Raw genomic sequence first — 13,220 nt, 5'->3', positions numbered from 1 at the left:
GGGACATGCCGCTCCAGCAACTGCTGGCCGACCTGCTCGGCGACATCCACAAGCCTGCCATCCTGTGGCAGGCACTTGCCATTGTCCTGTGCGTCGCCGTCGGCTGGGGCCTGGCGCGGTTGATGCACCGGTCCTGGCTCGACAACCACCAGCATACCGGCCTGATCGGCCTGGGCATGGGCAGCTTCGCCCGGGTGCTGCCGCCGCTGCTCATCCTCGGGCTGCTGGCGGTCACGCGCGTGGCGATGGCCAATTACCAGAGCGTGCACCTGCTCGACATCGCGGTGCCGCTGGCCTCGTCGATGGCGGTGATCCGCACCTTCTTCTACCTGCTGCGGCGCGTGTTCGCACGGCGCGGGCAGCTGGGCGAAGCGCTCCAGACCTTCGAGAAAATCTTCGCGCTGGTCGTATGGCTGGGCGTGGCGCTGCACATCACGGGCGTGCTGCCCGATGTGATGCGCTTCTTCGACCGTACCTTCCTGCCTGTCGGCAAGCACAAGATCACCCTGTCCGACCTGGTCGAGGGCATCGTGTCGATCGTGGTGCTGATGATGCTGGCCTTGTGGGCCGGGGCGGCGCTGGAAGAGCGCCTGATGCGGGTCGAGCGCATGCACAGCTCGCTCAAGGTGGTACTGGCCCGCATGAGCCGGGCGCTGCTGATCCTGGTGGCGGTGCTGTTCAGCTTGTCGCTGGCCGGTCTCGACCTGACCGTGCTGTCCGTGTTCGGTGGTGCGCTGGGCGTCGGCCTTGGCCTGGGCATGCAGCGGATCGCCAGCAATTACGTGTCCGGCTTCATCATCTTGCTCGAACGCAGCCTGACCATCGGCGACCCGATTACCATCGACAAGTATTCAGGCAAGGTGGCGCGCATCAATACGCGCTATACGGTGCTGCGCAGCACTGACGGCACCCAAACCCTGTTGCCAAACGAAATGCTGATCACCGGCGTGGTGCTGAACCAGTCCGCGAGCAACCGCAACGTGCGCGCGGTGACCAAGCTGGTCGTGTCCTACGACAGCGACCTGTCCACCGTCATGCCGCTGCTCGAAGCGCAGCCGCGCGGCGTCGCCCGGGTACTGGAAGCGCCGGCCCCGAACGTGCTGCTCAACGCCTTCGCGGCCGACGGCTATGAACTGGAAGTGGGTTTTTGGCTGGCCGATCCGGAAAACGGGCAGGGTGGGCCGATTTCGGATGTGAACAAGAAAATCTATGCGCTGGTTCAGTCTGGCGCGATAAAACTTGGCCATCCGTCTATTGATACGCGCTTACTCGATGCACACATAACATCGGTTGTGGCCCGAACCCCCACCGAAACGTAAATAAGTGCATGAAATTAGACACTTAGGCGTGCCGTGCGTCACTAGAACCGCGTAAAATGTTTGGTTGCTAGTCGCCGCGCATGAATTGGTGCGCTGATGCAATACACATTGGAGACTGAATGGAATTCTTTAGTAGCGATGCCGTGCAAGCCGTGCTGCAGTTCTTGTCCACCGGACTGCTCGATTTCACCGGCTGGGAAGTGTTCTTCGCCACGCTGGGGCTCACGCATATCACGATCGCCGCCGTGACGATCTACCTGCACCGTCACCAGGCGCACCGCGCGCTGGACCTGCACGCGATCCCGAGCCATTTCTTCCGCTTCTGGCTGTGGCTGACCACCGGCCAGGTCACCAAGGAATGGGCTTCGATCCACCGCAAGCACCACGCCAAGTGCGATACCGAAGAAGATCCGCACAGCCCGCAGACCCGCGGCATCCGCAAGGTGCTGTTCGAAGGCGCCGAGCTGTACCGCGCCGAGAGCAAGGTCAAGGAAACCATGGAGAAGTATGGCCACGGTACGCCGGACGACTGGATCGAACGCAATGTGTACACCAAGCACAGCGCCATGGGCGTCGTGCTGATGCTGTTCATTAACGTCGCACTGTTCGGCATCGTCGGTATCTCGGTGTGGGCCGTGCAGATGATGTGGATCCCGATCACCGCTGCCGGCATCATCAACGGCATCGGCCACTACTGGGGCTACCGCAACTATGACTGCAGCGATGCGGCGACCAACATCATCCCGTTCGGCATCCTGATCGGTGGCGAAGAACTGCACAACAACCACCACACCTTTGCCACTTCGGCCAAGCTGTCGAGCAAGTGGTACGAGTTCGACCTGGGCTGGGGCTATATCCGTATCCTGGAAACCCTGCGCCTGGCCAAGGTGAAGAAGGTGGCGCCGGAGCCGAAGTTCGCCAAGGACAAGCTGGTGGCCGACCTCGACACCCTGCAGTCTGTCATCGCCAACCGCTACGACGTGATGGCGAAGTACGCCAAGTCGGTGCGGGTCGCCTTCCACGAAGAATTCGAACACCTGAAGCACAAGGCCGAGCTGGAAGCGCGCTTCCTGAAGAGCTCGCGCAAGCTGATGCAGCGCGAGCCGGGCAAGCTGGAATCGTCGCAGAAGCAGCAGCTGGTCGAACTGTTCGAACACAGCAAGGCGCTGGAAACCATGCACCAGATGCGCGTGGAACTGGGCGCGATCTGGGAACGTTCGCATTCGACCCGCGACCAGCTGCTGCAGCAGCTGCAGGACTGGTGCGCACGGGCCGAAGCCTCGAAGATCAAGGCGCTGCAGGACTTTTCGCTGCGCCTGCGCAGCTACGCATAAGCAGCCTGGCTGCACAAGAGAACGGCTCCCTCGGGAGCCGTTTTTTATTCAGATCAGCAACACCTGCGCGTCTTCCGGCAGCACCAGCCGCGCGCGCGGATCGAAGTCTTCGTTGCCGGTGAAGCGGTGGCAGAACACCGGTGCATTCGCGTGGTTGCGCGCCGGTTCGCTGGTGGGATAGCGCGCCAATACGCGCTCGCCGTCCACCACGTCGACCTGCGCGCCAGGGGACAGGCTGCACACCGACACGCCGAGCCGGCGAGTGAACGCCCACATCAGGAAACGGTGGTGCCAGGGCACCAGCGGATCGAGCGTCGCATGCACGTCGTGCAGCAGGCGCCGCACTTCGCCGATGGTCCAGGCATCGGGGGGCAGGGTAGGGACCAGCACCAGGTTGGTCCGCAGCTCGCCTGGGTGCTTGTTGATGGAAAAACTGCCGTCGCGCTCGGCGATGCGGTCTTCGACCGGCACGATGTACAGGCCGTGCTCGCCAGGGCGCACCGGCAGCGATTCGCCGCCCCCTTCCAGCCACAGCGCCAGGTCGTCGGTCCGCACGCCGGCCTTGGCGGCGCGCAGCTGCACCGCCAGCGCGACGCGGCCGGCCAGGCTCTTTTGTACCGCCTTGGCCATGGGGTAGAACAATTCCTTGTAGGGCAGCAGGCGGGTGCGGGCGGCCTTGATTTCCACGGTCTGCAAGCGCTCAGGCGCCTGGGCGCGCGCCGGCAAGCCGCCCAGCGCGCAGGCGGCGGCGATGGCGGTGACGGCGAGGGGGCGCAAGGGGGTGGACATGCGGTTCGTGGCAAGGGCGACAGGCCCATGCTTTCACGGTCTAGCGCAAATTGCAATCGTTGCGTTGGCTGCGCGGTGAGCGAGGTCAAGCACAAATAAAAAAGCCGCCAGTCGAAACGGGCGGCTTTTTCGGGAACAGCAAGATCGATTACTTGATCTTGGTTTCCTTGTAGATCACGTGCTTACGTGCTTTTGGGTCGAATTTGGTGATTTCCATTTTCGCCGGCATCGTGCGCTTGTTCTTGGTGGTGGTGTAGAAGTGACCGGTACCTGCGGTCGATTCCAGCTTGATTTTGTCGCGGCCAGTTTTTGCCATGATAGCTCCCTAATTAAACTTTTTCGCCACGGGCACGCATGTCGGTCAGCACGGCGTCGATGCCGAGCTTGTCGATCACGCGCAGACCGGCGTTGGACAGGCGCAGGGAGACCCAGCGATTTTCCGATTCCACGTAGATGCGACGATTCTGCAGGTTAGGCAGGAAGCGACGCTTGGTTTTGTTGTTAGCGTGGGAGACGTTGTTGCCAACCATCACACCCTTGCCGGTAACTTGGCAGACACGTGCCATAGTGCACTCCTTAAATAGTATTCCGAACTGGAAAAACGAGAGTATAGCGTGAAAAGCGACGCCAAATCAATCACTTGCGAAAAACAAATGTGTCTTATATCAATCGACACATTTAACATTTGCTGTTGAGTGAGCTAACACCCTGTTTTCACGCTGTTATTCGTTCACAACTGTCCGTGTTCGGCGAAGGAATGCACCTGTGTCCCGGCAACCACAAAGTGGTCCAGTATCCGGATATCGACCAGCGCCAGCGCCTGCACCAGCGCCGAGGTAAGCCGCAGGTCGGCTTCGCTCGGCTCGGCCACGCCGGAGGGGTGGTTGTGCGCCAGGATCAGGGCCGCGGCATTGCGCCGCAGTGCTGCCTTGACGACTTCGCGCGGGTAGACGCTGGTATGGGTCAGCGTGCCGCGGAACATCTCCTCATAATTAATCAGGCGGTTCTTCACGTCCAGGAAGAGCACGACGAAGGATTCATGCGCCTGCAGCGCGAACTGGTGGCGCAGGTAGTCGCGCACGGCTTGCGGCGAGCACAGCGCCTCGCGCTCGAATTCTTCCGCTACCGCGCGCCGGGTCAGCTCGACCGCCGCCTGCAGCTGCGCATATTTCGCCGGGCCGAGCCCGTGCAGCTGGCCGAATTCGCCAGACGTGGCGTGCAGCAGCCGGTGCAGCGAGCCGAAATGGTCGAGCATGTCGCGCGCCAGCGACACCGCGCTCTTGCCGGCCACGCCGACGCGCAGGAAGATGGCCAGCAGTTCGCTGTCCGACAGTGCGCCAGCGCCGGCGCGCAGCAGCCGTTCGCGCGGACGTTGTTCCAGCGGCCATTCGCTGATTTTCATGCCTGGGTCTCCGTGATTGAATAGTGGGTGGGCGGCGGCGCAGGCCGCGGCCGCGGCCTAGTAGCTGTAAAATAGCGGTTTGCCTGCAACAGGCCTGCCTGTCACCACAACGAACATGTCCAACGCTGCCCCTGTCGTCAACGAATCGTCCTACCTGACCCTGCATTATCGGCTGGCTACCGCCGACGGTACTGATCTGATCACTACCTTCGCCGGTACGCCGGCCACCTTGCTGCTCGGCCAGGGCCAGCTGGCGCCCTTCCTCGAGCAGCGCCTGCTCGGCCTGCCGGAGGGCGCGCACGATACCTTCCGCCTCAGTGCCGCGGAAGCCTTTGGCGCGCGCAACCCGGAGCTGGTGCAGTCGGTGTCGAAAGCCACGCTGGCGGAAAATTCAGTGCCGGACGCCGACTACAAGGTGGGCGAGCTGATCGAATTCAACGCGCCCAAGGGCGGCCGCTTCGCCGGCGTGCTGCTCGAGCTGCGCGAGAGTTCGGCCCTGTTCGACTTCAACCACCCGCTGGCCGGCCAGGACTTGCTGTTCGAAGTGAAACTGATCTCGGTGCTGTAACCCGACCCCCAGGAAACCTCATGCAAAATGAAATTCTGCTTGCCCAGCCACGCGGCTTCTGCGCCGGCGTCGACCGCGCCATCGAGATCGTCGAGCGCGCCCTGACCCAGTTCGGTGCGCCGATCTATGTGCGCCACGAAATCGTGCACAACGCCTACGTGGTCGAAGACCTGCGCAACAAGGGCGCGATCTTCATCGAGGAACTGGACGACGTCCCGGCCGGCAACACGCTGGTGTTCTCGGCCCACGGCGTCTCGAAAGCCGTGCGCCAGGAAGCCGAAGCGCGCGGCCTGACCATTTTCGACGCCACCTGCCCGCTGGTGACCAAGGTCCACGTGGAAGTGGCCAAGATGCGCAAGCAGGGCTGCGAGATCGTCATGATCGGCCACGACGGCCATCCGGAAGTCGAAGGCACGATGGGACAGGCCGAAGAGGGCATGCACCTGGTCGAAACCGTGGCCGACGTCGCCACCCTGCAGGTCAATAACCCCGAGCTGCTGGCCTATGTGTCGCAGACCACGCTGTCGGTGGACGACACCGCCGAGATCATTGCCGCGCTCAAGGCCCGCTTCCCGAACATCATCGAGCCGAAGAAGGGCGACATCTGCTACGCCACCACCAACCGCCAGGAGGCCGTCAAGTTCATGGCGCCGCAGGTCGAAGTGGTGGTGGTGGTCGGCAGCCCGAACAGCTCGAACTCGAACCGCCTGCGCGAGGTGGCCGACAAGATGGGCACGCCAGCGTATATGGTCGACAATGCCGCCGCCATCGATCCCGCATGGATCGCCGGCAAGAAACGCATCGGCGTGACCGCCGGCGCCTCGGCGCCTGAAGTATTGGTGCAGGCCGTGATCGACCGCCTGAAGGAACTGGGCGCGGCCAGCGTGCGCGCGCTCGAGGGCGTGGAAGAGCACGTCGTGTTCCCGCTGCCGAAGGGCCTGGACGGGACACGCGCGGCCTGAGCGCCGCGCTGTACGTACGCGAAACAAATTTTTTGAAGCTGCGCGTTTTCCAGTGTAAGTTTTCTAAATGCCATTTATGATGACGACGCTCTGAAACGCTGTCATCGACCAGGAGCGGCACTGCGGGTTTTCCCGGAGTGCCGTTTTTGTTGGTTCGGCTCAGTTCTTGCTTTGATATTTTGCTCAGTTCTTAGAATAAGGCAGCAGAACGATGGAAACTTTCATCCAGCAGATCCTCAACGGACTGGTACTGGGCAGCATGTACGCCCTGGTCGCCCTCGGCTACACGATGGTGTACGGGGTGCTCAACCTGATCAATTTCGCCCACGGCGACGTCCTGATGATCGGGGCCATGATCGGCCTGACCATCCTGAAACTGCTTGAAGCCTACGTCCCTGGCCTGCCCGGCTACGTGCAGCTGGCCATCGCCATCGTCGGCGCCATCCCCGTGGCCATGCTGCTCAACATCCTGATCGAACGCATCGCCTACCGGCGCCTCCGCAATGCGCCGCGCCTGGCGCCGCTGATCACGGCGATCGGCGTGTCGATCCTGCTGCAGACCTTCGCCATGATGATCTGGGGCCGCAGTCCGCTGCCTTTCCCGCAGCTGCTCTCGCCCGAACCGATCAACATCGGCGGCGCGCTGATCTCGCATACCCAGGTGCTGCTGCTGGTGCTGGCGGCGCTGGCGATGGTCGCCCTGGTGCTGCTGGTCGAGCGCACCAGGATGGGCCGCGCGATGCGCGCCGTGGCCGAGAACCCGCGCGTGGCCGGCCTGATGGGCGTGGACGCGAACCGCGTCATCGTCGCCACCTTCGCCATCGGCGCCGCACTGGCGGCGGTGGCCGGCGTGATGTGGGGCGCCAACTATGCGTCGATCACCTTCACCATGGGCGTGCTGCCGGGCCTGAAGGCCTTCTGCGCCGCAGTGCTTGGCGGGATCGGCAACATCTACGGCGCCATGATCGGCGGCATCCTGCTGGGCATCATCGAGGCGCTCGGCGCCGGCTACATCGGCGACGTCACCGGCGGCTTCCTGGGCAGCCACTACCAGGATATCTTCGCCTTCGTCGTGCTGATCCTCGTGCTGACCCTGCGCCCGTCCGGCATCATGGGCGAGCGCGTGGCGGACCGCGCCTGATACCACAAGGACCCACACCATGGCACTCCTGACTTTCGACGTCCACCACAAGCCGCGCCAGGCCTACGCCTCGATGGCGGCGGTGCTGGCGCTGATGCTGGTCTTCCCCTTCTTCGCAGCCCAATTCGGTAATTCCTGGGTGCGCATCATCGACATCGCGCTGCTCTACATCATGCTGGCGCTGGGCCTGAACATCGTGGTCGGCTTCGCCGGCCTGCTCGACCTGGGCTACATCGCCTTCTTCGCGGTGGGCGCCTACATGGTCGGGCTGTTTTCGTCCCCTCAGTTCGCGGCCCTGCTCGAATCGGTCATTTATTATTCGCCGGCGCTGGGCGAAGCCCTGGTAAGCTTCTTCGGCCCCGAGATCCAGCAGAACGGCATCCACCTGTCGGTGTGGGCGATCGTGCCGCTGGCCGGCATCGTCGCGGGCCTGTGCGGCGCCATCCTCGGTGCACCGACCCTCAAGCTGCGCGGCGACTACCTGGCCATCGTCACGCTGGGATTCGGGGAGATCATCCGCATCTTCATGAACAACCTGAACGACCCGATCAACTTCACCAACGGGCCGCAGGGGATCAACATGATCGACCCGATCCGCGTGTTCGGGGTGTCGCTGGCAGGCGAGGCGGGCTCCCAGGCCACGGTGCACATCGGCAGCTTCTCGATGCCCTCGGTGAACGCCTATTATTTCCTGTTCCTGGGCCTAGCCATCGCCACCATCTTCATCACCTCGCGCCTGCAGCACTCGCGCCTGGGCCGGGCCTGGGTGGCGATCCGCGAAGACGAGATCGCGGCCAAGGCCATGGGCATCAATACCCGCAACGTCAAGCTGCTGGCCTTCGCCATGGGCGCCTCGTTCGGCGGCGTGGCCGGCGCCATGTTCGGCGCCTTCCAGGGCTTCGTGTCGCCGGAATCGTTCTCGCTGACCGAATCGATCGCCGTGCTGGCCATGGTGGTGCTGGGCGGGATCGGCCACATCCCCGGCGTGGTGCTGGGCGGCGTGCTGCTGGCGGCGCTGCCCGAAGTGCTGCGCCACGTGGTCGAACCGGCGCAAATGGCGATGTTCGGCACCGTGGTCATCGAAGCCGAGGTGCTGCGCCAGCTGCTGTATGGCCTGGCGCTGGTGCTGATCATGCTGGTCAATCCGGCTGGCCTGTGGCCGTCGCCGAACCGGGAAGAACGCCCCAACGCCGCGCTGGCGCGCGACGAAGAGGACGGGGTGAAGGCATGAGCGGCTACCTCCTGAATATCGCGGGCGTCAACAAGCGCTTCGGCGGCCTGCAGGCGCTGACCGACGTCGGGATCCGCATCGAGAAGGGCCAGATCTATGGCCTGATCGGCCCCAACGGCGCCGGCAAGACCACCTTCTTCAACGTGATCACCGGCCTGTACCAGCCGGACAGCGGTACGTTCGAGCTGGCCGGCAAGCCGTATTCGCCATCGGCCCCGCACGAGGTGGCGAAAGCGGGCATCGCGCGCACCTTCCAGAACATCCGCCTGTTCGGCGAGATGAGCGCGCTGGAAAACGTGATGGTGGGCCGCCACGTGCGCACCCGCCAGGGCGTGTTCGGCGCGATCTTCCGCCACGGCGCGGCGCGCCGGGAAGAGGAGGAGATCCGCGCGCGGGCGCAGGAACTGCTGGACTTCGTCGGCATCGGCCAGTTTGCCGGCCGCACCGCCAAGTACCTGTCCTACGGCGACCAGCGCCGCCTCGAGATCGCGCGCGCGCTCGCGACCGACCCGCAGCTGCTGGCGCTGGACGAGCCGGCGGCCGGCATGAACGCCACCGAGAAGCTGGGCCTGCGCGAGCTGCTGGTGAAGATTAAAAATGAAGGCAAGACCGTGCTGCTGATCGAACACGACGTCAAGCTGATGATGGGCCTGTGCGACCGCATCACGGTGCTGGAGTACGGCAAGCAGATCGCGGAGGGACTCCCGGCCGAGATCCAGAAGAACGAGGCCGTGATCAAGGCCTACCTGGGAGGCGCGCACCAATGACGGAAACGATCCTGAAAATCTCCGGCCTGAAAGTCGCCTACGGCGGCATCAAGGCGGTCAAGGGCCTCGACCTGGAAGTGAACAAGGGCGAGCTGGTGACCCTGATCGGCGCCAACGGCGCCGGCAAGACCACCACGCTCAAGGCCATCACCGGCACCCTCCCGCCGTGCAAGGTCGAAGGCGAGATCAGCTACCTGGGCCAGCCCCTGCGCGGCACCCAGTCCTTCCGCATGGTGCAGAAGAAGCTGGCCATGGTGCCGGAAGGGCGGGGCGTGTTCACCCGCATGACGATCCACGAAAACCTGCTGATGGGCGCGTATACGCGCAACGACCCGGCCGGCATCGCGGCGGACATCGATAAATGGTATGCGGTGTTCCCGCGCCTGAAGGAACGCTCCGGCCAGCTGGCCGGCACGCTGTCGGGCGGCGAGCAGCAGATGCTGGCCATGGCGCGCGCGCTGATGTGCCACCCGACCCTGCTGCTGCTGGACGAACCGTCGATGGGGCTGTCGCCGATCATGGTCGAGAAGATCTTCGAGGTGATCCGCGACGTGTCGGCGCAGGGCATCACGGTGCTGCTGGTGGAGCAGAACGCCAAGCTCGCGCTGCAGGCGGCGCACCGGGGGTATGTGATGGAATCGGGGGCGCTGACGATGACGGGGAATGCGGCGGATATGCTCAATGATTCCCGGGTGCAGGCGGCGTATTTGGGGGAGTAGCCGCGCGAACTGCGCACGGTCAGGTAGGCCCGCGCCCTTCGCACGTCGTTCCGGCGAAGGCCGGAACCCAATTTTGCGTGCAGGCCATGAGAGGTTGACGCTGAAGGTACGCTACGAACTTGGGTTCCGGCCTGCGCTGGAAGTCGTAGGCGCCAGTGGCGCGTACGACGGTTCAACGGTTGACAATTAAAGCGATTGAGCAGCCGGGCAGGCCCCCCCCAAAAACAAAAGGCCGGGACATCGTCCCGGCCTTTCACTTACTTCACGAGTCGCAGCTTAGGCGGCGGCGGTCGCGGTGCCGGTGGCGGCAGCGGTAGCCTTGCGAGCAGTCGCCGAAAATTGGTTCACCGCGGCGGTGACGTTGGTTTCGATGGTTTCTGCAGCTTGCTTGCTGGTCTTGCTGAACTGCTCGTAGCCTGCGTTGGCGTTGCTGATCGCGGTCTTGACGGCGGCGACGAAGGTCTCCGAACCGGCTGGGGCGTTCTTGCTCACTTCGTCGACCAGCGCGATGACTTTGCGGTTGGTTTCGACGATCTGGCCTTCGGCGACTTTCGAGAATTCGGCGCCGGCGCCGCTGGCGATCGATGCCAGCTGGCGGCTGTACGAGGTGGCTTTCTCTGCCGACGGCTGGGCTTGCGAAGCGGCGACCGAGAAGAATTCCTGTGGGTCTTTTGCGCTCAGCAGCTTGCGGGTGACGTTCGACGATTCTTCCAGCGAAGCGCGGGCGGTGCTGATATTCAGTTCGACCAGCTTCTCGACGCTTTCGAAGGTCTTGGCGGTCAGCGACGAAAACAGTGCGAACTGCGATTCGAGGTTGGCTTTGGTGGCATTCGAGAACTGCTCAGGGATTGCAAACATATGGATCTCCAGATTTCAAAAAGTTCAGTGGATAAGATGTTGCTTGGACCGGTGAGGCTAGTTTTATTCGTTAAGTTTCGACGAAACTCTTTTTTGTGCACCGCAACAGAGCGAATTTTCAACCATGTTGGAAACCGAGTCAAGCTATTTTGACGCGCTGCACCATGAACTGTGCATAAATTTCTGGAATGCATTGTTTGCAAGAAATTTCAAGCTAGTTCGTTTGAGTTATCGCAAGAAAAGCGAAGTTGGCCGGGTGGCAAGTTCCCCCGCCGCTGCGTGCTAGACTAGACCTTACCGTCACGCTCATCCATTCCAGCTACGCTGCCATGCAGCACCCGCCCATGTCGCCCGGCACCCGATCCAGCGCCCCCTCCGTCACCCGCGATTCCTGGCTCTCGCCAGTGCCGCTGCTGTTTGTCTTGCTCTGGAGTACCGGCTTCATCGTCGCCAAGCTGGGGCTGCCCTATGCGCCGCCCTTGACCTTCCTGATCCTGCGCTGCCTGGGCGTGCTGGCGGTGCTGCTGCCGATCGTCTTCCTCTGGCGCGCGCCCTGGCCGCGGGGGCAACTCCTGCATGTCGCCGTGGCCGGGCTATTGCTGCAGGCCGGTTACCTGGGCGGCGTGTGGGCCGCCATCAAGCTGGGCATGCCGGCGGGCCTCACGGCGCTGATCGTCGGCATGCAGCCGATCCTGACGGCGGCGCTGGCCCCCCTGATCGGAGAACGGGTGCGGCCGCGCCAGTGGCTCGGCTTCCTGCTCGGGCTGTGCGGGGTGGCGCTGGTGGTCCACGCCAAGCTGCACCTGGGCGGCTTGAGCGCGGCCGGCATCGGCCTGTGCCTGTTCGCGCTGCTGTGCATCACGGCCGGCACCATGTACCAGAAGCGCTGGTGCCCGGGCTTCGACCTGCGCACCGGCACCGTCATCCAGTTCGCCGCCACGGTCGCCGCCCTGGTGCCGCTGGCGATCTGGCTGGAAGGACTGGACCCGCGGCTTTCGCAGGTGAGCTGGAGCCTGGATTTCATCCTGGCCTGGCTGTGGTCGATCTTCGCGCTGTCGATCGGCGCCATCTTTTTACTGTTTACCCTGATCCGGCGCAGCCGCGCCACCGAAGTGACCAGCCTGCTGTACCTGACGCCGCCCACCACCGCCGTCATGGCCTGGCTGCTGTTCGGCGAGGCCTTCAGCCCCCTCGCACTGGCCGGCATGGCGGTGGCCGTGACCGGTGTCGCATTCGTCGTCAAGCAAGCCCATAACAAGGAGACCCCATGATTACCAGCCCCCAGCAGGAAGCCGTCGACGCGGCCATCACCTCGCGCCGCTCGATCCGCGCTTTCCTGGACACCCCGGTGGAGCGCGCCGATATCGAGCGCATCCTCGAAGTGGCGGCGCGCGCGCCTTCCGGCACCAACACCCAGCCGTGGAAGGTCTACGTGCTGACGGGCCAGGCACGCACGGCGCTGAGCGCGGCGATCCTGGCCGTGAACGCCGACCCGCAACAGGCGCAGGCCCACACCGAGGAATACGCCTACTATCCGCGCGAATGGGTGTCGCCCTTCGTGGACCGGCGCCGCAAGGTGGGCTGGGACCTGTACGCGCTGCTGGGCCTCACGCGCGACAACAAGGCCGGGATGGCGGCCCAGCACGCGCGCAATTACCAGTTCTTCGATGCGCCGGTTGGCCTGATCTTTACCATCGACCGCGTCATGGAGCAGGGCTCCTGGCTCGACTATGGCATGTTCTTGCAGAACATCATGGTCGCCGCGCGCGGACGCGGCCTCGACACCTGCCCGCAGGCCGCGTTCACACAATATCATCGGGTGATTGCGCAGCAGCTCGCGTTGCCGGACAATGAAATGGTGGTGTGCGGGATGGCGCTCGGCTGGGCCGATCCGGAACGCATCGAGAATTCGCTCGTGACGGAACGCGAGGCGCCGCACAGCTTCGCCCGCTTCGTCGAATAAATGGGACGCTAATTCACCATCAACAGACACAAGCGTAAATACATTTGTCGCAACACCGGATTATATTTCGTGGTGTTGCTGCACGGAATTTATATTTCGCTTGCGCAGGGGTGTTGTTCGGCTAAACTGCATCTCGTACCTCATCAGTTTGCGTCGAAGGGTGTCAG

At 63.5% G+C, this 13,220-nt stretch carries 15 protein-coding genes; 10 read left to right on the top strand and 5 right to left on the bottom strand.

What is annotated here, in order from left to right:
- The first annotated feature begins 5 nt into the window (after window positions 1-5).
- Both BM031_RS06215 and BM031_RS06210 read left to right on the top strand, forming a co-directional pair.
- A complete protein-coding gene (locus BM031_RS06215) occupies window positions 6-1,319 on the top strand; it encodes a mechanosensitive ion channel family protein (RefSeq protein ID WP_091872556.1) in 1,314 nt (437 codons plus the stop codon).
- A 119-nt stretch (window positions 1,320-1,438) separates the two neighbouring features.
- Window positions 1,439-2,653: a DesA family fatty acid desaturase gene (locus BM031_RS06210; RefSeq protein ID WP_091872553.1), complete on the top strand. Its 1,215-nt coding sequence runs from the start codon at window positions 1,439-1,441 to the stop codon at window positions 2,651-2,653.
- 48 nt (window positions 2,654-2,701) lie between these two features.
- Here BM031_RS06210 and BM031_RS06205 read toward each other — a convergent pair whose 3' ends face one another.
- The 4 genes from BM031_RS06205 to radC form a co-directional block, all read right to left on the bottom strand.
- Entirely contained in the window at window positions 2,702-3,442 is a 741-nt protein-coding gene (locus BM031_RS06205) for a hypothetical protein (RefSeq protein WP_091872550.1), read from the bottom strand.
- A gap of 148 nt (window positions 3,443-3,590) precedes the next feature.
- Entirely contained in the window at window positions 3,591-3,758 is a 168-nt protein-coding gene (rpmG, locus tag BM031_RS06200; protein WP_005665735.1) for a 50S ribosomal protein L33, read from the bottom strand.
- A 13-nt stretch (window positions 3,759-3,771) separates the two neighbouring features.
- Window positions 3,772-4,008: a 50S ribosomal protein L28 gene (gene rpmB / locus BM031_RS06195; protein WP_091872548.1), complete on the bottom strand. Its 237-nt coding sequence runs from the start codon at window positions 4,006-4,008 to the stop codon at window positions 3,772-3,774.
- A 164-nt stretch (window positions 4,009-4,172) separates the two neighbouring features.
- Window positions 4,173-4,844: a RadC family protein gene (radC, locus tag BM031_RS06190; protein ID WP_091872545.1), complete on the bottom strand. Its 672-nt coding sequence runs from the start codon at window positions 4,842-4,844 to the stop codon at window positions 4,173-4,175.
- 115 nt (window positions 4,845-4,959) lie between these two features.
- Here radC and BM031_RS06185 point away from each other — a divergent pair, with 115 nt between their 5' ends.
- The 6 genes from BM031_RS06185 (at window position 4,960) to BM031_RS06160 (ending at window position 10,232) form a co-directional block, all read left to right on the top strand.
- The gene (locus tag BM031_RS06185) at window positions 4,960-5,412 is read left to right on the top strand and encodes an FKBP-type peptidyl-prolyl cis-trans isomerase (protein WP_091872542.1); all 453 of its coding nucleotides are present in this window, start codon (window positions 4,960-4,962) and stop codon (window positions 5,410-5,412) included.
- A gap of 20 nt (window positions 5,413-5,432) precedes the next feature.
- On the top strand, window positions 5,433-6,374 hold the full coding sequence (ispH, locus tag BM031_RS06180; RefSeq protein WP_091872540.1) for a 4-hydroxy-3-methylbut-2-enyl diphosphate reductase: 942 nt from the start codon (window positions 5,433-5,435) through the stop codon (window positions 6,372-6,374).
- A gap of 211 nt (window positions 6,375-6,585) precedes the next feature.
- On the top strand, window positions 6,586-7,515 hold the full coding sequence (locus tag BM031_RS06175) for a branched-chain amino acid ABC transporter permease (protein ID WP_091872537.1): 930 nt from the start codon (window positions 6,586-6,588) through the stop codon (window positions 7,513-7,515).
- A 19-nt stretch (window positions 7,516-7,534) separates the two neighbouring features.
- Entirely contained in the window at window positions 7,535-8,746 is a 1,212-nt protein-coding gene (locus BM031_RS06170; protein WP_091872535.1) for an ABC transporter permease subunit, read from the top strand.
- Window positions 8,743-9,513 (top strand): ABC transporter ATP-binding protein, encoded by a 771-nt coding sequence (locus BM031_RS06165; protein ID WP_091872532.1) that lies wholly within the window; start codon window positions 8,743-8,745, stop codon window positions 9,511-9,513. Before BM031_RS06170 ends, BM031_RS06165 begins: the two co-directional genes overlap by 4 nt.
- On the top strand, window positions 9,510-10,232 hold the full coding sequence (locus BM031_RS06160) for an ABC transporter ATP-binding protein (RefSeq protein WP_091872530.1): 723 nt from the start codon (window positions 9,510-9,512) through the stop codon (window positions 10,230-10,232). Before BM031_RS06165 ends, BM031_RS06160 begins: the two co-directional genes overlap by 4 nt.
- Window positions 10,233-10,508: 276 nt before the next feature.
- On the opposite strand, the gene phaP is transcribed toward BM031_RS06160, so the two are convergent.
- Complete coding sequence (gene phaP, locus BM031_RS06155; RefSeq protein ID WP_091872527.1) at window positions 10,509-11,090, bottom strand: phasin family protein; 582 nt, start codon at window positions 11,088-11,090, stop codon at window positions 10,509-10,511.
- 344 nt (window positions 11,091-11,434) lie between these two features.
- On the opposite strand from phaP, the gene BM031_RS06150 reads away from it, so the two are divergent.
- Complete coding sequence (locus tag BM031_RS06150; protein ID WP_091872524.1) at window positions 11,435-12,361, top strand: DMT family transporter; 927 nt, start codon at window positions 11,435-11,437, stop codon at window positions 12,359-12,361.
- Window positions 12,358-13,053: a nitroreductase gene (locus tag BM031_RS06145; protein WP_091872521.1), complete on the top strand. Its 696-nt coding sequence runs from the start codon at window positions 12,358-12,360 to the stop codon at window positions 13,051-13,053. Before BM031_RS06150 ends, BM031_RS06145 begins: the two co-directional genes overlap by 4 nt.
- Window positions 13,054-13,220: the final 167 nt, after the last annotated feature.

Origin of the sequence: Massilia yuzhufengensis, from assembly GCF_900112225.1 — a bacterium.
Classification (GTDB): Bacteria; Pseudomonadota; Gammaproteobacteria; order Burkholderiales; family Burkholderiaceae_D; genus Telluria; species Telluria yuzhufengensis.
The sequence above is the reverse complement of the archived record's forward strand: the minus strand, read 5'-3'. Positions and strand labels throughout refer to the sequence as shown.

Excerpts from the sequence above, each read along its gene's own strand:
- BM031_RS06215 (WP_091872556.1), top strand. The coding sequence starts at position 6 with ATGCCGCTCCAGCAACTGCTGGCCGACCTGCTCGGCGACATCCACAAG.
- BM031_RS06210 (WP_091872553.1), top strand. The coding sequence starts at position 1,439 with ATGGAATTCTTTAGTAGCGATGCCGTGCAAGCCGTGCTGCAGTTCTTG.
- BM031_RS06205 (WP_091872550.1), bottom strand. The coding sequence starts at position 3,442 with ATGTCCACCCCCTTGCGCCCCCTCGCCGTCACCGCCATCGCCGCCGCC.
- rpmG (WP_005665735.1), bottom strand. The coding sequence starts at position 3,758 with ATGGCAAAAACTGGCCGCGACAAAATCAAGCTGGAATCGACCGCAGGT.
- rpmB (WP_091872548.1), bottom strand. The coding sequence starts at position 4,008 with ATGGCACGTGTCTGCCAAGTTACCGGCAAGGGTGTGATGGTTGGCAAC.
- radC (WP_091872545.1), bottom strand. The coding sequence starts at position 4,844 with ATGAAAATCAGCGAATGGCCGCTGGAACAACGTCCGCGCGAACGGCTG.
- BM031_RS06185 (WP_091872542.1), top strand. The coding sequence starts at position 4,960 with ATGTCCAACGCTGCCCCTGTCGTCAACGAATCGTCCTACCTGACCCTG.
- ispH (WP_091872540.1), top strand. The coding sequence starts at position 5,433 with ATGCAAAATGAAATTCTGCTTGCCCAGCCACGCGGCTTCTGCGCCGGC.
- BM031_RS06175 (WP_091872537.1), top strand. The coding sequence starts at position 6,586 with ATGGAAACTTTCATCCAGCAGATCCTCAACGGACTGGTACTGGGCAGC.
- BM031_RS06170 (WP_091872535.1), top strand. The coding sequence starts at position 7,535 with ATGGCACTCCTGACTTTCGACGTCCACCACAAGCCGCGCCAGGCCTAC.
- BM031_RS06165 (WP_091872532.1), top strand. The coding sequence starts at position 8,743 with ATGAGCGGCTACCTCCTGAATATCGCGGGCGTCAACAAGCGCTTCGGC.
- BM031_RS06160 (WP_091872530.1), top strand. The coding sequence starts at position 9,510 with ATGACGGAAACGATCCTGAAAATCTCCGGCCTGAAAGTCGCCTACGGC.
- phaP (WP_091872527.1), bottom strand. The coding sequence starts at position 11,090 with ATGTTTGCAATCCCTGAGCAGTTCTCGAATGCCACCAAAGCCAACCTC.
- BM031_RS06150 (WP_091872524.1), top strand. The coding sequence starts at position 11,435 with ATGTCGCCCGGCACCCGATCCAGCGCCCCCTCCGTCACCCGCGATTCC.
- BM031_RS06145 (WP_091872521.1), top strand. The coding sequence starts at position 12,358 with ATGATTACCAGCCCCCAGCAGGAAGCCGTCGACGCGGCCATCACCTCG.